This is a genomic window from Streptomyces sp. NPDC046759 (assembly GCF_040645475.1).
Lineage (GTDB): Bacteria > Actinomycetota > Actinomycetes > Streptomycetales > Streptomycetaceae > Streptomyces.
In genome coordinates, this window is record NZ_JBEYYJ010000029.1 from 35777 (window position 1) to 53787 (window position 18011).

An 18011-nucleotide genomic window follows, 5' to 3' on the forward strand; every position below is an offset into this window, starting at 1 on the left:
CCGTCACCACCAGAGCGCGCGGCCCACCACGCCGTCACCACCAGAGCGCGCGGCCCACCACGCCGTCACCACCAGAGCGCGCGGCCCACCACGCCGTCACCACCAGAGCGCGCGGCCCACCACGCCGACGCGGTCCACCACGCCGTCCCCACACGAACCGGCCCACGAGAACCGGCCGCCCGCTACGCCGTCACCACCGCCGCCTGCGGACGGATGGGGAGCCGGTTGACCGGGCGGCCGGTGGCCGCGCGGACGGCGGAGGCGATCGCGGCCGGGGCCGTCACGACCGGGACCGCGCTGACCGACTTGGCGCCGAAGGGGGCGACCACGTCCCGTTCCTCGACCAGTTTGACGATCTGGATGTCCGGGGCGTCCAGGGCGGTCGGGAGGGCGTATCCCGTCAGGTCGGGGTGGCGGATCAGACCACGGGGCGTACGGAGGTTCTCCGTGAGCGCGATGCCGACGCCCTGGGTCACGCCCGCCTCGATCCGGGCGGCCAGCTGGGTCGGGTTGAGGATCCGGCCCACGTCCTGGGCGACCGCCAGCTCCACCACCCGGACCGAGCCGAGCTCGATGTCGACGTCGACGACCGCGCGGATCGCGCAGAAGGCCAGACCGACGAAGGCGTCGCCCTGGCCGGAGGCGTTCAGCGGCTCGGTGGGGTGCGGGCGGCACTGGGCCGTCGCCCACAGCTCCTTGCCGTCCATCGCCTCGGTGACGGTCGTGGAGAGCACGCCGTCGTACGAGGTGATCTTTCCGTCGGTGATCTGCAGCAGCTCCGTCGACATGCCGAACTTGTGGGCGAGCGGCTGGAGGAGCTGGGTGCGGACCATCTTCGCCGCCCGCTCGACCGCGCCGCCCGACACCCAGGTGTGCCGGCCCCGGCAGCCCGCACCGGCCGGCGGCTGGTCGGTGTCGACCGGCGCCACGTGGACTTCCTCGATACCGAGGGTCTCCTGCACGATCTGCCGGGCGAGGGTCGTGAAGCCCTGGCCGGTCTCCACGGCCGCGCAGAGCACGGTCGCCACGCCGTCGTGGACCTTCACGGTCGCCGTGGACACCTCGTCGGCGCCCTCCGCGCCGAGCATGTGCACCATGCCCAGGCCGTAGCCGACGCCGCGGCGCACCGCGCCCGGCTCGCCCGCGCCCTCGGGGCCGCCGGGCAGCAGCCACTCGTCCTCGGGCGTGTCCTTGGGCAGGGCGGGCAGCGGGAAGTCCTGGACCGCCTGGAGGAGTTCGGCGACCGGGGCGGGACAGGTCACGGTCTGGCCGATCGGCAGGACGTCTCCCGTCGCCAGGACGTTGCGCAGCCGCAGCTCGGCCGGGTCCAGGCCCAGTTTCTTTGCCAGCTTGTCCATCTGCGCCTCGTAGGCGGCGCACACCTGCATCGCGCCCTCGCCGCGCACATGGCCGGAGGGCGGGTTGTTGGTGCGGACGGCCCAGCCCTCGATGAAGGCGTTCGGGACGACGTACGGGCCGCACGCGAAGGAGACCGCCGCGGCCAGGGCGTCGGAGGAGGTGTCGCCGTACGCGCCCGCGTCCAGCAGGATCTGCGCCTCCACCTTCACCAACTTGCCCTCCGCGTCGGCGTGGTGGCGGTAGCGCAGCAGGGTGGGATGGCGGTGGGCATGGCCGAGGAAGGACTCCTCGCGGGTCGCCGTGAGCTTGACCGGGCACCCGGTCTTCAGGGCGAGCAGGCCGAGCGGGAGCTGGAAGCCCTGGTCCTCGCGGTCGGCGGTGGCGCCCGGCACCCCGGTGACGACGATCTTCACCCGATCCGGGGACAGGCCGTAGCAGGCCGCGGCCGTGTTGCGGTCGGTGTGCGGGTCGGTGGAGGCCAGGTACAGCTCCACACCGCCGTCGGGGCGGGGCACGGCGAGGCCGGCCTCGGCGCCGATCGGGGCCGGGTCCTGGCGCCCTATGCGGTACTGACCCTCGACGACGATCTCGCCGACCGCCGACGGGTCGCCGTGGTGCAGCGGGATGTGCCGGATCAGGTTGCCGTCGGGGTGCAGTGGCTCGGCCTCGAAAGCCTGTTCGGGGTCGATGACCGGGTCGAGCACCTCGTACTCGACGATGACGGCCGCCGCGGCCATCCGTGCGGTGTCCGGGTGGTCGGCGGCGACGGCCGCGATGGGCTCGCCGTGGTGCCGTACGACCTCGGAGGCGAACACCGGCCGGTCGGGCGTGCCGCGGCCGTGGCGCGGCGTGCCGGGCACGTCCTCGTGCGTGATGACGGCCCGTACGCCGGGCATCTCGCGCGCGTGGCTGGTGTCGATGGACACGATGCGCGCGTGCGCGTGCGGGGAGCGCAGGACGGCCGCCCACAGCAGGCCCTCGGCCCACAGGTCGGCCGCGTACGGGAAGGTGCCCTCGGTCTTGGCGCGGGCGTCGGCGTGCGGCAGGGAGGCGCCGAGGCCGTGCGGCAACGCCTCGGACTCGGGGGCGGGTTCCGCGGCGGTGGTCGCCGCGGCGGTTTCGTTGCTCACGCCTGGCCTCCGTCCTGGCCGTAGTGCGGGCCGTGCGGTCCGGGGGTGCCGTGCGGCGGGGTGCCGTACGGGGCGGGCGTGCCGTACGGGTCCGGCGTGTCGTACGGGTCCGGCATGTCGGGGTAGCCGCCGCGAGCGGCCGGCGGCGTGTCGAACGCGCCGGGTGCCTCGAACGCCGACGGGTTGACGCCACCGGCGCCCGGGCCCGCCTGATGAGGAATACGAGCCTCTCCCACGTCCGTCCCGGCGTCCGCGGCGCGCGCCCCTTCGCGTTCGGCGACGACCTCCTTGACGGCCTCCAGGACGCCCCGGTAGCCGGAGCAGCGGCACAGGTTGCCGCACAGCGCCTGCCGGGTCTCGAGTTCGGTCGGCGCGGGGTTGCCCTCCAGCAGGTCGTGCAGCGTCATCGCCATGCCGGGCACGCAGAAGCCGCACTGCACCGCGCCGCACCGGGCGAGGGCGCGCTGCACGTCGGAGGGCTGTCCGTCGGCCGCCAGGCCCTCGACCGTGCGCACCTCGCTGCCGGCCGCGGTGACCGCCGGGACCAGGCAGGAGGCGACCAGGCGGCCGTCGACCTGGACGTTGCAGGCCCCGCACTCGCCCTGGGAGCAGCCGTCCTTGGCGCCCGCGAGGCCCAGCCGCTCCCGCAGCACGTAGAGCAGCGACTCGCCGATCCAGGCGTCGGTGACGGGCCGGTCGGCGCTGTTGACACGCAGGACGTACGAGGCGAGCGGGTGGTCGTCGTGCGGCGGGAGTGGCGCGGCGGCTTCCTCGGTGGGCGCGTCCTCGGCCGCCTGTCGGGCGGCCGAGGCGGTGACGGGGTCCGCGGCGGTGTCCGGCGCCGGGTCCGCCGTGGATGCCGGGGGCTCCTCGAGGTGTCCGTGCTGCGCGGGGGCGCCGGCGGCGGACCCCTCGGGGGTTTCAGGGGCTTCGGGGGCTTCGGGGGCTTCACCGGAGGGTCGCTCGCCGGATTCCCCGTCGGGTTCCGCGGTGGGTCCGCCCTCGGCGGCGGCGCGCGGCGCGCCGGCGGCGGTGTCGGCCGGGTGCGCCGTGACCGCCGTGTCCGCCGCTGTGGCGGCCTGCGGAGTGGCGCCGTGGTGTGCGGGGCCCTCGTGGCTCGCCGGGCCGCGAGCGGGGCCCTCAGGGGCCTGCGCGGCGGCGTGCGCGTCGAGGGGGCCGGGCGCGTCGGCGCGTTCGCTGCGGCGGTCGGCCCGCGCGCGGTCGGCGCCGTCGTGACCGAAGTCCGCGTGAGGGGCCTTGGCCCGGCCCCCGGCGTCGTGACCGAAGTACGGGTGGCCGGTCTCCGGGTGGCCGGACTCCGCGTGGCCCGGTGCGTCGCGTACCGCTTCGGCCGGAACCGCAGCCGAGTGGCCCGTCTCGGCGTGGCCCGCCGGAGCGTGCCCGTACCGCTCCTCGCGCCTGTAGGCCTCCGGAGCCGGCGTGTCGTCGGCGGGGTGGGGGCCGGCCGGCTCGGGCGCGGGAGCGGACCGTCCGTCGGCCGGGCTCTGGCCCCAGGCGGTGCCGGCGCCGTCCGTCGCCCAGGGCGCGGGCGCGCCGCCGGGCAGGGTGGCCGGCGGGGTGCCGCCCCACTGCTCGACCAGGGAGGACGTGGTGAACTCGCCCGACTCGTCCGGAAGGTCACCCCCGGCGACCGGGATCGACCACTGTCCGGTGACGTCGTGCCCGGGCGCGGCCGGGGCCGCCTGCTCGTCGAAGGTCCAGTGCTGCGTCGCACCGGGCTGGTAGGTGAACCGGTCGTCCGCGGCCTGCGTCTGTGCCGCAGCGTTCGGGTCGGGCCACTGGGCGCCGCCCGCGGGCGCGCTCCAGGTGCCCGTCGCCGCCGGGTCGCCGGTGCCTGGCGCGACCGTTATCTGCGGCGGCACATAGCCGTGACCCGGCGCGGCCAGCGGGCTGTCGCCGGACAGCAGGGCGTCGATGCCCCCCTCGGGGAGCTTGACGAAGGCGGTGGCGCCGTCGTCGTAGTCGCCCTGGGGCAGCGGGTCCCAGCGTCCGCCGCCCTGGGGCCTGCCCTCTCCGTGCTGGTCGTCGGTCACGACAGCGCCCTCCCCAGTGCTCGTCGGGCCAGTGCGGCGACGGTGCGCCGCAGGTGCAGTACGGCGGGCGGAAGCGGGGGCACCGAGCCGTCGGGCTCCGGTGCCGGGTCCGGGATGCAGGCCGCGGCGACGTACTCGCCGAAGGCGTTCAGCGCCTCCGGGACGAGGGCGCGGTCGTTGTCCCAGTCGATCAGCTGGGCGACCCACTGCTCGGCCTCCAGGGGCCTGAGCGGCATCGGCGCTATGGCGCCCACGGCGCACCGCACTCCGCGCCGGGCGGGGTCGAGGACGAGCGCGACGGAGGCCAGCGCACGGCCCGGGCCGGTGCGTCCGGTCGCCTTCAGGAAGACCTGCGGGGCGTGCAGCAGCGGCACGCGCACGTAGCCGATGAGTTCACCGCCGCGCAGCATCTCCATGCCGGCCAGCAGGTGCGACACCGGGATCTCCCGGCGGGCTCCGCGCGGGCCCGCGATGATCAGTGTGGCCTCCAGGGCGGCCAGCACCGGCAGCGCGTCGCCCGTCGGAGCGGCCGAGGCGATGTTGCCGCCGAGTGTGCCCGCGTTGCGGATGTGCGGCGGGCCCGCGGCGCGCGCGGCGGCGGCGAGCGCCGGAATCAGGGCCGCGAAGTCGGGGCGGCCCATGCGCGCGTGCGTCAGGCCCGCGCCGAGCAGCGCGTGGCCGTCCTGGTACTGCCAGCCGCGGATCTCGCTGATCCGCCCGAGGCCCACCAGGGCGGCGGGCCTGAGCTGGCCTGAGTTGACGGCGGCCATGAGGTCGGTGCCGCCCGCGACGGGAACGGCCGTGGGCATGGCCACCAGGGCCGCCACGGCCTCGTCCAGCGTCGTGGGCAGCGTGACGGCCTGCGCCGCCTGCGGTGCGTGCGTGGTCAAACCGGCTGCCCCTTCCCGCTGCCCCACCTGGTCCCACCTGTGTGGCCGTACGGTACGTGCTCACAGGGCGGACGTGGCAACTCTGGCACATCTTCGCAAGGGCCGAACGCGGGGGTCCCTTAGGAGGCGTTCGCCCACTTCACCGCCGAGATGGTCCGTTTTCACACGGCATCGCCGATGCGCGCCGATTGACACTCTTCGGTGACCCTGGGAGCGGTTTTCCAGCACTTGTTCGGGACGGCCACCCGGGCGAGGCGGCCACTCCGGCGGGACTGCCACCGGGCGAGGCGGCCACGCGGGCGGGACGGTCACCCGGCCGGCGGCGGACCCTCGATCGGGCGGCCCAGGACACCGGGGCGCTTCTGCCACGGCCGGGGACCGGTGGGCGGCCGGTAGGCGACGCCGAGAGCGTCAAGTCGGGCGTAATGGGCGCCCATACGGCGTTCGAAGCCGGCGAAATCCCGTTCCGCGGGGGCGGGCAGCCGGCTCCAGGCCACCTCGGCGAAGGCCGCGAGCCGGGGGAAGGTCTGGTAGTCCACGCGCGCGGTGTCCTCCATCACCTCGGTCCAGACGTTGGCCTGAGTACCCAGCACATGCCGGGCCTCCGCCTCGGTGAGGTCGGCCGGGACGGGCTCGAACCGGTACACGTCCTCCAGGGTGCGCACGAACCCGATCGGCACGGGTTCGTCCTCGCCCGGCGCCTGACGGTGGTCCAGATAGACGTACTGCTCCGGGCACATGACGACGTCGTGCCCGGCCCGCGCGGCCGCGATCCCGCCGCCGTAACCGCGCCAGGACGACACCGCGGCCCCCTCGGCGAGCCCGCCTTCCAGAATCTCGTCCCAGCCGATGAGCCGGCGCCCGCGCGCGGCGAGCCAGGCGTCGAAGTGGCCGATGAACCACGACTGCAGTTCGTCCTCGTCGGCGAGACCGAGTTCCGCGATCCGGTTCTTCGCCGTCACGGATCCGGTCCACTGCTCCTTGCGGCATTCGTCACCGCCGACATGGATGAACTCCGCGGGGAAAAGCTCCAGGACCTCCTCGAACACCCCCTCGTAGAAGCGCAGGGTGGCGTCGGTCGGGGCGAGCACGTTGGCGGAGATCCCCCAGTTGTCCCAGACGTCCAGGGCGGTGGTGTCGACGACGTCGGTATTGCCGAGTTCCGGGTACGCGGCGATGGCGGCCTGCGAATGGCCCGGTACGTCGATCTCCGGGACGACGGTGATATGCCGCTCGGCGGCATAGGCGACGATCTCCCGGATGTCGTCCTGGGTGTAGTAACCGCCGTGCGGTTTCTCCTCCCAGAACGGCGAGGCCCGGTGACCGAATTTCGTCCGCGCCCGCCAGGAGGCGGTTTCGGTCAGTTTCGGATACCGCTCGATCTCGATCCGCCAACCCTGGTCGTCGGTCAGATGGAAGTGGAAGACGTTGAGTTTGTGCGCGGCCATCAGGTCGAGATAGCGCAGCACGCCCTCCTTGGGCATGAAGTGCCGCGCCACGTCGAGCAGAAGACCGCGCCACCGGAAGCGGGGGGCGTCGTGGATGGTGACGGCGGGAAACTCCCACTCGGTGCGGCCGGTGACCGGTGCGCGCCGGAAGGCCTCCGGGCCGAGCAGCTGCCGGAAGGTCTGGGCGCCCCAGAACAGGCCGGCCTCGCTCGCTCCGTCGATGGCGATGAGGTACCCGTCGGCGCACAGCCGGTAGCCCTCGTCGCTGCCGAGTTCGCCGGCCAGCGAGGGGATGATCCGCAGCAGGATGCGGGAGCCGCTGTCCCGGTTCGGGGCCAACGGCAGCCCGGTCGCGGCTCCGACGGTCGTCCGCAGCCAGCGCGCGACCCGGTCGGTGCCCTCGGTGGCGTCGATCTCGGTGCCCGCGTCGATGACGTGTCCGGTGCCGCCGCCCGGCAGGGAGGCCGTCACGCGGCTCGGCGCCGGGATCAGCGCCACGTCGGGTTCCGGGAAAAGGGATGGTTCGCTCATGCCGCCCGTCGCACCTCCGCACAGCGTTGCACGTCGTGCAACGACCGTTCCGCTCCGCACAAACCGCTAGGGAGGCTACGGAGTCCGGCGACGGCCGACAAGAGGTCTGGACCTCTTCGAGCCGCCCGCCGTGCGGGGCTGCCGGCCACTCGCCCGGCCAGGGCATGCCGAAGGCCCCGGTGGACGCCGAAGCGCGCCGGGGCCCGCAGGTCGGGCCAGGGGCGGATCCCCTACTTGTCGCCGCCCTTGTCCTCGCCGCCGCTGCCCATGGACTCGTAGATCTCCTTGCACATGGGGCACACGGGGTACTTCTTCGGGTCGCGGCCCGGCACCCACACCTTGCCGCACAGCGCCACGACGGGGGTGCCGTCGAGGGCGCTCGCCATGATCTTGTCCTTCTGGACGTAGTGGGCGAAGCGCTCGTGGTCACCGTCGCCGTGGGACACCTGCGGCGTCGGCTCTACGAGGGTCCCCGTACCAGTCCCGCGCTCGGGCTCGAGAGTGCTCATAAGCCCCAGGGTACTGAAGCCCCCCGGTATCAGTTGAGCGACGGGTCGTCCGGATACGTGGCCACCATCGCCAGCTCGTTGCGCTGGCGGCGCAGGACCTCGCGCCACAGTCTCTCGGGGGCCGGTGAGGAGACGTCCCCGGGCTCCGACTCGACCACGTACCAGGCGCCCTCGACCAGCTCGTCCTCCAGCTGACCGGGGCCCCAGCCGGCGTACCCGGCGAAGATCCGCAGGGATCCGAGGGCCGAGGCGAGCAGCTCCGGCGGGGCCTCCAGGTCGACGAGACCGATCGCGCCGTGCACCCGGCGCCAGCCCAGCGGGGCGAGGTCGCCGTTCGCACCGCCCGGGATGACCGCGACACCGAGCGCCGAGTCCAGCGAGACGGGCCCGCCCTGGAAGACCACACCGGGCTCGCCGGCGAGGTCGGCCCAGCCTTCCAGGATGTCGCCCACGTCCACCGGGGTGGGGCGGTTGAGGACGACACCGAGGGAGCCCTCCTCGTCGTGGTCGAGAAGGAGCACCACCGCGCGGTCGAAGTTCGGGTCCGCCAGGGCGGGAGTGGCCACGAGCAGCCGCCCTGTGAGCGAGGACACCTCGGTCATGCCAGACATGATCCCGCATCTTCCCCTTCGGTGGGGAGCCAATCGGGGTGCGGGAGTGAACGCAGCTCAGGGAGCACGGGGGCGTCATGGGCGCACGTCGTGCCCGGTGACCCCATGTGCCCGATTGGCAGCGGTTCGTGTTGTGACACAGCTTTGACGTGGCTGGGTCGTACTTGGGCTTACGGACGGGGGGTAATCGGCGATTACGCTGTCTCCCCGGCCCCTGCGCACAGTGATCGGCCGCAGCCACCCCCTGCCCAACTCATCGGAACGCGAGATACATGACCGTCAACGACGATGTCCTGCTTGTCCACGGCGGAACCCCGCTGGAGGGCGAGATCCGTGTCCGCGGTGCGAAGAACCTCGTACCGAAGGCCATGGTCGCCGCCCTGCTGGGCAGCGCGCCGAGCCGACTGCGCAACGTTCCCGACATCCGTGACGTGCGGGTCGTCCGCGGCCTGCTCCAGCTGCACGGGGTGACGGTCCGCCCGGGCGAGGAGCCTGGCGAGCTGGTGCTCGACCCGACGCACGTCGAGAGCGCCAACGTGGCTGACATCGATGCCCACGCGGGCTCCAGCCGTATCCCGATCCTGTTCTGCGGTCCGCTGCTGCACCGCCTCGGGCACGCGTTCATCCCGGGCCTCGGCGGCTGTGACATCGGCGGCCGGCCCATCGACTTCCACTTCGACGTGCTGCGGCAGTTCGGCGCGACCATCGAGAAGCGCGCGGACGGCCAGTACCTGGAGGCCCCGAAGGGCCTGCGGGGCACGAAGATCCGGCTGCCGTACCCGTCCGTCGGCGCGACCGAGCAGGTGCTGCTGACGGCCGTACTCGCCGAGGGCGTCACCGAGTTGTCCAACGCGGCCGTCGAGCCGGAGATCGAGGACCTCATCTGCGTGCTGCAGAAGATGGGCGCGATCATCGCGATGGACACCGACCGCACGATCCGCATCACCGGTGTGGACAAGCTCGGCGGTTACACCCACCGCGCCCTGTCGGACCGCCTGGAGGCCGCGTCCTGGGCGTCGGCGGCGCTCGCGACCAACGGCAACATCTACGTCCGCGGCGCCCAGCAGCGCTCGATGATGACGTTCCTGAACACCTACCGGAAGGTGGGCGGCGCCTTCGAGATCGACGACGAGGGCATCCGCTTCTGGCACCCCGGCGGCCAGTTGAAGTCCATCGCGCTGGAGACGGACGTGCACCCCGGTTTCCAGACCGACTGGCAGCAGCCGCTGGTGGTGGCCCTGACCCAGGCCACGGGTCTGTCCATCATCCACGAGACGGTGTACGAGTCCCGGCTCGGCTTCACCTCCGCGCTGAACCAGATGGGCGCGCACATCCAGCTCTACCGCGAGTGCCTGGGCGGCTCCGACTGCCGCTTCGGCCAGCGCAACTTCCTGCACTCGGCGGTGGTCTCCGGCCCGACCCGGCTGCAGGGCGCCGACCTGGTCATCCCCGACCTGCGCGGCGGCTTCTCGTACCTGATCGCGGCGCTGGCGGCCGAGGGCACCTCGCGCGTCCACGGCATCGAACTGATCAACCGCGGCTACGAGAACTTCATGGAGAAGCTCGTCGAACTCGGCGCGAAGGTCGAACTGCCGGGCAAGGCGCTCGGCTGAGTTCCGCTACGGCGATGGGGCGGCACCCGGTGTTCCGGGTGCCGCCCCATCGTCGTTGTTCAAAGGTTCCCCACGCCGTCCCGTCGGCACGGGGACGGCAAGGTCACTTGCCCTTCGCCGCTTCCTTGAGCTTGGAGCCCGCGGTGACCTTCACGCTGTATCCGGCGGGGATGTTGATCGGCTCGCCGGTCTGCGGGTTGCGCGCGGTGCGAGCGGCACGGTGGGTGCGCTCGAAGGTCAGGAAGCCGGGGATGGTGACCTTCTCGTCGCCCTTGGCGACGATCTCGCCGACGGTCTCGGCGAACGCGGCCAGCACGGCGTCGGCGTCCTTGCGGGTCACCTCGGCGCGGTCGGCCAGCGCGGCCACCAGCTCACTGCGGTTCATGTTGTTACTCCCGTGTTTTTCTTGCCGTTGGGGTGTGCCACGCGGCGGATACGCCCGAGGCACTGCGATGCCGATGCGCTCGCGCCCAGGGAGGCATCCTGCCCCTACCTGCGGCGGTAAAGCCAATCCGGCACCCGTAGGAGTCGTGAGAACACCCTGGGGAGTCACACGAAGAGCGCCCGCTCGGCGTCACCCTAGAGCGCGCCCGGCGTCGCCTGGTTCCACGACGCGCCGGTGCTGGGGCCGCCGTGGTGATCCTTACAGCCTCTGCACAGTACGGCACGCCGTCACCATGCCGACGCCCGGCCGCCCCTTTCCCTTCACCCGGCCGGGGCGGGCGCCCCGTCGACCAGGCCGGGGGCCGACGCGAACCGAAGCCTGGTGCCGCCCTGGCCGAAGCCGAACGTGCCGGGCCGGGCCGGGCCACCGACCACACAGCCGGAGCCGGGCCACCGCCCCCACCACCGAGAGCGGTGCAGCCACGCCACAGCCCCCGCCGAGACCGGTCCGACCGAATCCGCCGTCCCCGCCGGGGCCGGTGCGCGGCCGGCTGACCGCCCGCGACGAAGCCGGTGCACCCGACCGCCCCCACACGACCGGACCGACACCCACCGAGGCCGGCACGACCGGGCCAACCGTCCCCACCGAGACCGGTGCGACCGCGCCCACAGCGCCCGCCGGGACCGGTGCGACCACGTCCACACAACCCCCGCCAAGGACCGGCGCGGGGCCAGCCGACCGCCCGCAACGGACCGGCGCTCACATCAGACCGGTGCCACCGGACCACGGCCCCCACCGAGACCGGTGCCACCGGATCACAGCCCCCACCGAGACCGGTGGGACCACGCCCACACGACCACCCCCGCCAAGGGTCGGCCGGTCCCCCGGACACTGTGCCGTGGGGACCGGTGCGCACAGGGCGCCGTCCCGGCCGGAGCGGGGAGCGGGCCGCTGTGCCTAGGCCGTCGCCCCCGCCGCCTTCGCAGCCTCGCGGACCGCGCCGGCGACGGCGCCCGCGACCTTGTCGTTGAAGACGCTCGGGATGATGTAGTTCGGGTTCAGCTCGTCCTCGGTCACCACGTCGGCGAGGGCCTGCGCGGCGGCGAGCATCATCTCGGTGTTGACGGTGCGGGACTGGGCGTCCAGCAGGCCGCGGAAGACACCCGGGAAGACCAGCACGTTGTTGATCTGGTTCGGAAAGTCGGAGCGGCCGGTGGCCACCACGGCCGCCGTCTGCCGGGCGATCGCGGGCTCCACCTCGGGGTCGGGGTTCGCGAGCGCGAACACGATGGCGCCGTCGGCCATGGCGGCCACGTCGTCGCCGTCGAGGACGTTCGGGGCGGAGACGCCGATGAAGACGTCGGCGCCGCGCACGGCCTCCTTCAGGGTGCCGGTGAGACCCTCGGGGTTGGTGTTGTCGGCGATCCAGCGCAGCGGCGAGTCGGCCGGCGCGTTCACCAGGTCCTCGCGGCCGGAGTGGACGACGCCGTGGATGTCGGCGACGACGGCGTTCTTCACGCCCGCGGCGAGCAGCAGCTTGAGGATGGCCGTGCCGGCGGCGCCGGCGCCGGACATGACGACCCGGATGTTCTCGATGGCCTTGCCGGTGACGCGCAGGGCGTTGGTCAGGGCGGCGAGGACGACGATGGCGGTGCCGTGCTGGTCGTCGTGGAAGACGGGGATGTCGAGGGCCTCGCGCAGACGGGCCTCGATCTCGAAGCAGCGCGGCGCGGAGATGTCCTCGAGGTTGATGCCGGCGAACCCGGGGGCGATCGCCTTGACGATCTCGACGATCGCGTCGGTGTCCTGGGTGTCCAGGCAGATCGGCCAGGCGTCGATGCCGGCGAAGCGCTTGAAGAGGGCCGCCTTGCCCTCCATGACCGGCAGGGCCGCCTTGGGGCCGATGTTGCCGAGGCCGAGCACGGCGGACCCGTCCGTCACGACCGCAACGGAGTTGCGCTTGATGGTGAGGCGGCGGGCGTCCTCGGGGTTCTCGGCGATGGCCATGCAGACGCGGGCCACACCCGGCGTGTAGACCATGGACAGGTCGTCACGGTTGCGGATGGGGTGCTTCGACGCCATCTCGATCTTGCCGCCGAGGTGCATCAGGAACGTACGGTCGGAGACCTTGCCGAGGGTGACGCCCTCGATGCCGCGCAGCTTCTCGACGATCTCCTCGGCGTGGGCCGTGGAGGTGGCCGCGATGGTGACGTCGATACGGAGCTTCTCGTGGCCGGACGCGGTGACGTCGAGGCCGGTCACCGAGCCTCCGGAGGACTCCACGGCGGTGGTGAGCTGCGAGACGGCGGTTCCGCTCGCGGGCACCTCCAGCCGGATGGTCATCGAGTAGGAGACGCTGGGCGCCGTTGCCATGGCCGACTTCCTCTGCTTTCACCGTGTCGCGAGTTGTGCCGTCCGATCGTCGCACCTACCGCGGAGTACGTGGTAGTCGCCCTGGATTGCGGACGTTTTGTTCATGAGCGGTGCCTGATTTCGGAAAAGTACTTCCACCATACGAGAATCGATCAGGCGGGAAAAGAGGCGCACCTCCCAAAGAAAGAGACCCACGTCACTTCCGTGACGTGGGTCTCCCTACGCTCATGACACCGACCCGCCATGCTCGCCTCGCGGCAAGTGGTCCCTCTGAGGGACGAAGGTTGGGCCCGGGGGCTTGGATCGGGCCGGTGCCACACCAAGGCTAACAAACCGTGGCCGTACGGCCATTCCCGTGCCGGATGTTCACAGGAAAGTTCAGTCCCGCAGCAGGTCCGGCACTCCGGCCGCGTCGGGCTCGTCCCGCTCCCCCGACACCACCGTCAGCTGCTGGGTGGCCCGGGTGAGGGCCACGTAGAGCACGCGCAGGCCCGCCGGGGACTCGTCGGCGATCTCCGCCGGCGAGACGACGACGGTCGCGTCGTACTCCAGGCCCTTGGCCTCCAGGCTGCCGAGCGCCACCACCCGGTCCCCGAGCCCGGCCAGCCAGCGCCGGGCCTCCTCGCGCCGGTTCATCGCGACGACCACGCCGACCGTGCCGTCCACCAGCTCCAGCAGCCGCGCAGCCTCCGCCCGCACGGTGGCCCCGAACGACCTGCCGGCCACGGTGAAGCGCGGCTCGATCCCGGTCGACCGCACGGCTCTGGGCGCCTCGGAGCCGGGCATGGCGAGCGCCAGCACCTTGGCGGCCAGCTCGGCGATCTCCGCGGGGTTGCGGTAGTTCACGGTGAGCTGGAAGCGGCGCCGGGGCCGGGTGCCCAGCGCCTCGTCGCGGGCCTCGGCGGCCTCGTCCGGATCGGACCAGGAGGACTGGGCAGGGTCCCCGACGACCGTCCAGGTGGCGTGCCGGCCGCGGCGGCCGACCATGCGCCACTGCATCGGCGTGAGGTCCTGCGCCTCGTCCACGATGACGTGCGCGTACTCGGTGCGCTCCTGTGCCAGCCGCTCGGCCCGCTCCCGCTGGCTCTCCTCGCGCACCGGCATCAGCTCCTCCAGGCCGGTGAGCTGGTCCAGCGGATCCAGCTCGCGCTTCCTGCGCGGCCGGGCCGGCGCACCGAGGATCGACTGGAGTTCGTCGAGCAGGGCGATGTCGTGGACCGAGTACCCGTCCCGCTGGAGCGAGCGGACGACCTTGCGGATCTCGCCCGGGTTAAGGATCCGCCGGGCCCACCGGCCGAGCCGCCTCTCGTCGGCCATCGCGGCGAGCACCGCCTTCGGCGTCAGCTCCGGCCACCAGGCGTCGAGGAAGGCGAGGAAGGCATCCTCACCGGAGACGTCCTCGTCGAAGGAGGAGCGCAGCTCGGCGGCCAGCTCGGGGTCGGTGTGCCGGGCGGCCGCTCCGGACTTGGCCCACAGGGCGTCCAGCAGCAGCCTGCGGGCGCGTGGGCGCAGCAGGTTCACGGGGGCGGTGCCGCCGAGGGCGGTACGGCGGATACGTTCCAGCTCCTGCGCCTCCAGCTCCAGCCGGCGTCCGAAGGCGACGACTCGGAGACGGGACGGGGGGCCGTCGAGGGCCCGCGGTGCGCCGTCCCCGGTGCCGTCGGTGTCGGCGGTGTCGGCGCCCAGGGCGAGCTGCCGCACCGCGCCCGTGCCGGCCGGCCCCAGTTCCAGGGCGCCCCGCGCAGCCTTGCGCAGCACCTTCAGCATCCGGTACGAGCCCTTGGCGCGGGCCACCGACGGGGAGTCGTAGAGCGTGGCCTCGGCGCCGTCGACAAGCGAGCCGATGGCGCGGATGGCGACCTGGCCCTCCTCGCCGAGCGAGGGCAGCACGCCCTCGGTGTAGGCCACGAGCAGGGGGGTCGGGGAGACGATCAGGATGCCGCCCGCGTAGCGGCGTCTGTCCTGGTAGAGGAGATAGGCGGCCCGGTGCAGGGCGACGGCGGTCTTGCCGGTGCCCGGGCCGCCCTCCACCTGGGTGACGGAGGCGGCGGGGGCCCGGATGACCAGGTCCTGTTCGGCCTGGATGGAGGAGACGATGTCCCGCATGGTGTGGCTGCGGGCCTGGCCGAGCGCCGCCATGAGGGCGCCGTCGCCGATGACGGGCAGTTCGCGGCCGTCGAGGCGGGCGGTCAGCTCCGGCCGCATCAGATCGTCCTCGACACCGAGGACCCGGCGCCCCTTGGACCGGATGACACGGCGCCGTACGACCCGGCCGGGATCCACCGGCGTGGCCCGGTAGAAGGGGGCGGCGGCGGGCGCCCGCCAGTCGATGACCAGCGGCGCGTAGTCCTCGTCGAGCACTCCGATGCGCCCGATGTGCAGGGTCTCGGCGATGTCGGCGGTGTTGTCGTCCCGCACCGCGCCTTCCGCGGGCTCGACGGCCGTGTAGGCCCCGTCGGGCCCCTTCTTGCCGTCCTTGCCGAGCAGCAGGTCGATGCGGCCGAAGAGGAAGTCCTCGAACTCGTTGTTGAGCCGGTTCAGGTGGATGCCGGCCCGGAAGACCTGAGCGTCCCGCTCGGCCAGCGCGCCCGGAGTGCCGACCTGGCCGCGCTTGGCCGCGTCGTTCATCAGGAACTCGGCCTCGTGGATCTTCTCCTCCAGCCGCCGGTACACCCTGTCCAGGTGTTCCTGCTCGACGCTGATCTCCCGGTCACGGACGGAATCGTGTGCGTCGTGTACCGAGCCGACCGCGGACTGCTGAACCTGAGCGGCCACCTGGCCCCCTTCTGACGTGCTGGGCAGCCGTCAACCGTACGCGAAGGGGGCCCGCGGAAGCTACGCGTTCACCTGGACCAGCTTCTTCCCGTCGAAGGTCACGACCTCGAAGTGGTCGATCTCGTTCGGCTTGAAGGCTGCGGCTCCGCCGATGTAGAGCGGTTTCTTCGCCTCCTCGACCTTGGCGTTCGGAATGCCGTATCCATGGTTCGGCACGGACCAGGAGGACATCGTCACCCGCTGCCCGTTCTTCGCGACGAGCACCAGGGAGCACCTCAGCGGGCCCGTGGCGTTCTTCAGCTCCAGGACCGCCTGGGTACCCCAGTCCTTCTGCTCCATACCGACGGTTGCGCTGACGTGGGACGACGGATCCGTCGCCGCCTTCTTGTCGGGCATGGCGTCGAAGGTGGTCTGCGCCGAGGACGCGGTGGTCTGGCTGCTGCCCCCGTCCGAGCCGCCGTTCACCGCCACCGCGGCGAGCGGTCCGGCGATGATCAGGGCGGCCGCCGCCGCGATCATGTAGAAGCTGCGCCGGCGCTTCTGGGCGCGCTTGTCGGCGACCTCGTCGACCAGTTTCTCCACCAGCCGCGGGCTGGGCTTGGCGGACAGCGACTCGCCGATCGAGGGGCTGCTGCCGGAGCCCGGCAGATCCGCGAGGGCGGCCAGCATCGGCTCCATACCGGCCAGCTCGTCCAGTTGCTGGGCGCACCACTCGCAGCCGGCGAGATGAGCCTCGAAAGCGGTTGCCTCGGCGTCGTCGAGGATCCCGAGGGCGTAGGCGCCGACGGTCTCGTGCTCGCTCGGCACCGAAGATCCCGGACTGGGGTTCATGGGGCCAGACATACCCGGACCACCCGGTCCGAATCCCTGCATCCCCCCGTATCCACTGCTCATCACGCCGTCACCCCCCGCTCCTCCAGTGCCAGCTTCATCGACCGCAGGGCGTAGAACACCCGAGAGCGCACCGTGCCGCTGGGTATGCCCAGCGTCTCGGCCGCCTCATTGACCGTACGCCCCTTGAAGTACGTCTCGACGAGCACCTCCCGGTGGGCCGGGGTCAGGTCGTCGAGCGCGTCCGACAGCGTCATCAGCCACAGCGCCTTGTCGATCTCGTCCTCCGCGGGGATGACCTCCAGCGGCGACGGATCGACCTCCTGCGGCCGGGCCTGCCGGCTGCGGTGGCCGTCGATGACGATGCGGCGTGCGACCGTCACCAGCCAGGGGCGTACCGATCCGGTCGCCCGATTGAGCTGACCGGCGTTCTTCCAGGCACGGATGAGCGTTTCCTGTACGACGTCCTCGGCGCGCTGCCGATCACCGGCGACCAGCCGCAGGACATACGCGAGCAAGGGTCCGGCGTGCTCTCGATACAGCGCACGCATCAGCTCCTCATCTGGTTCCGAGGGCTGTGAGGACATGCGATGTCGGGCCCTCGATCCACGTTCATTGGCCACGGCCGCATCCTTGCGCACGCCCACCTCCGGTGTCCGGGGGTTCCCCCAGTCGGTCGCTCGCCCACCCGTACGGAAGAAGGAGCCGCGATGTTCAAACGGAGGTGACAGTTTTCTCGGGAACGACGTGACGAGCGGGACATGCGCACACAATCCCACCGGCCGATCTTTACAATTCAGACACATCGCCGGGAGCGGCTCGCGATCCCCGTGTAACGGGCACTCAAACCTGGTGTTACGGAAATCACGCCCTCGTGACCGCGGCGCGCCGCCGGTGCCGGGCCACCCGCTCCCGGTTCCCGCAGACCTCGCTGGAACACCACCGCCGGCGCCGGCCGCGGGACGTGTCGAGGTAGACGAGCGGGCAGTTGTCGCCCTCGCACTCCCGCAGGGCCGCCCGTGCGACCGGATCGGTGAGCAGCTCCACCGCGTCCCGGGCGACGAGCGCGAGCAGCCCCGCGCCCGTCGCAGGGCCGGCCAACTCCCGCACCAGGCACCCGCCGTCCCCTCGTACGGCACGCAGGGCCGGGGGCGCGGAGCGGGCGACCTCGTTGACCCGCCCGAGCGCCCGCGCGTACGAGGGTGTGTCCGTCGCCCTGCCGCCCCGCACCAACTGCCCGAGGTGCGCGCGCAGTTCCCGGAACCCGACGAGCCAGGAGGCGTCGGCGTGGGTCAGCTCCGTACCCTCGGGCACCAGCCCGGCCCCACCGATCCACGCGCACAACGCGCCGACTCCGTCCAGCCGTTCGGACGGATGCGTGGTCGCGAGGAGGTCGAGGCAGATCCGTCCGGCGTCGAACCGCAGCTCGTACGGGGTCGTGGCCGTACCCAGTGCCATGTGCCTGTCACCGCCTAGGCAGGAACCGTGGGGGCTCTTCCCTT

General features: G+C 72.5%; 13 protein-coding genes. 1 reads left to right on the forward strand and 12 read right to left on the reverse strand.

Going from position 1 to position 18011, the window contains the following annotated elements; genetic code table 11:
- Positions 1-182: 182 nt before the first annotated feature.
- The 6 genes from ABZ919_RS31965 to ABZ919_RS31990 all read right to left on the reverse strand — a co-directional run bounded on the left by ABZ919_RS31965 (position 183) and on the right by ABZ919_RS31990 (position 8523).
- Positions 183-2489 carry a molybdopterin cofactor-binding domain-containing protein gene (locus ABZ919_RS31965; RefSeq protein WP_361254512.1) on the reverse strand — a complete coding sequence of 769 codons (2307 nt, stop codon included), beginning with the start codon at positions 2487-2489 and terminating at the stop codon, positions 183-185.
- Complete coding sequence (locus ABZ919_RS31970) at positions 2486-4543, reverse strand: 2Fe-2S iron-sulfur cluster-binding protein (protein ID WP_361254514.1); 2058 nt, start codon at positions 4541-4543, stop codon at positions 2486-2488. The genes ABZ919_RS31965 and ABZ919_RS31970 overlap by 4 nt, the downstream gene beginning before the upstream one ends.
- On the reverse strand, positions 4540-5433 hold the full coding sequence (locus ABZ919_RS31975) for an FAD binding domain-containing protein (RefSeq protein ID WP_361254517.1): 894 nt from the start codon (positions 5431-5433) through the stop codon (positions 4540-4542). The genes ABZ919_RS31970 and ABZ919_RS31975 overlap by 4 nt, the downstream gene beginning before the upstream one ends.
- 308 nt (positions 5434-5741) lie before the next feature.
- Positions 5742-7412: a beta-N-acetylhexosaminidase gene (locus tag ABZ919_RS31980; protein WP_361254520.1), complete on the reverse strand. Its 1671-nt coding sequence runs from the start codon at positions 7410-7412 to the stop codon at positions 5742-5744.
- Positions 7413-7642: 230 nt separating this feature from the next.
- Positions 7643-7921 carry a DUF3039 domain-containing protein gene (locus tag ABZ919_RS31985; protein ID WP_069780555.1) on the reverse strand — a complete coding sequence of 93 codons (279 nt, stop codon included), beginning with the start codon at positions 7919-7921 and terminating at the stop codon, positions 7643-7645.
- Positions 7922-7950: 29 nt separating this feature from the next.
- Positions 7951-8523 carry a YqgE/AlgH family protein gene (locus ABZ919_RS31990; RefSeq protein WP_360160461.1) on the reverse strand — a complete coding sequence of 191 codons (573 nt, stop codon included), beginning with the start codon at positions 8521-8523 and terminating at the stop codon, positions 7951-7953.
- A gap of 281 nt (positions 8524-8804) precedes the next feature.
- Here ABZ919_RS31990 and murA point away from each other — a divergent pair, with 281 nt between their 5' ends.
- Entirely contained in the window at positions 8805-10145 is a 1341-nt protein-coding gene (murA, locus tag ABZ919_RS31995; protein ID WP_361254525.1) for a UDP-N-acetylglucosamine 1-carboxyvinyltransferase, read from the forward strand.
- Positions 10146-10248: 103 nt separating this feature from the next.
- Here the strand turns inward: murA and ABZ919_RS32000 are convergent, their stop codons facing one another.
- The 6 genes from ABZ919_RS32000 to ABZ919_RS32025 form a co-directional block, all read right to left on the reverse strand.
- A complete protein-coding gene (locus tag ABZ919_RS32000) occupies positions 10249-10530 on the reverse strand; it encodes an HU family DNA-binding protein (protein WP_023550134.1) in 282 nt (93 codons plus the stop codon).
- A 957-nt stretch (positions 10531-11487) separates the two neighbouring features.
- Positions 11488-12903, reverse strand: coding sequence for an NAD-dependent malic enzyme (locus ABZ919_RS32005; RefSeq protein ID WP_361254529.1), 1416 nt, complete (start codon positions 12901-12903; stop codon positions 11488-11490).
- A 378-nt stretch (positions 12904-13281) separates the two neighbouring features.
- Positions 13282-15678: a UvrD-helicase domain-containing protein gene (locus tag ABZ919_RS32010; RefSeq protein WP_361254532.1), complete on the reverse strand. Its 2397-nt coding sequence runs from the start codon at positions 15676-15678 to the stop codon at positions 13282-13284.
- A 60-nt stretch (positions 15679-15738) separates the two neighbouring features.
- A complete protein-coding gene (locus ABZ919_RS32015) occupies positions 15739-16509 on the reverse strand; it encodes a zf-HC2 domain-containing protein (protein WP_361254535.1) in 771 nt (256 codons plus the stop codon).
- A gap of 62 nt (positions 16510-16571) precedes the next feature.
- Positions 16572-17156, reverse strand: coding sequence for a sigma-70 family RNA polymerase sigma factor (locus tag ABZ919_RS32020; RefSeq protein ID WP_030167252.1), 585 nt, complete (start codon positions 17154-17156; stop codon positions 16572-16574).
- 217 nt (positions 17157-17373) lie between these two features.
- The gene (locus ABZ919_RS32025) at positions 17374-17967 is read right to left on the reverse strand and encodes an ABATE domain-containing protein (RefSeq protein WP_361254540.1); all 594 of its coding nucleotides are present in this window, start codon (positions 17965-17967) and stop codon (positions 17374-17376) included.
- Positions 17968-18011: the final 44 nt, after the last annotated feature.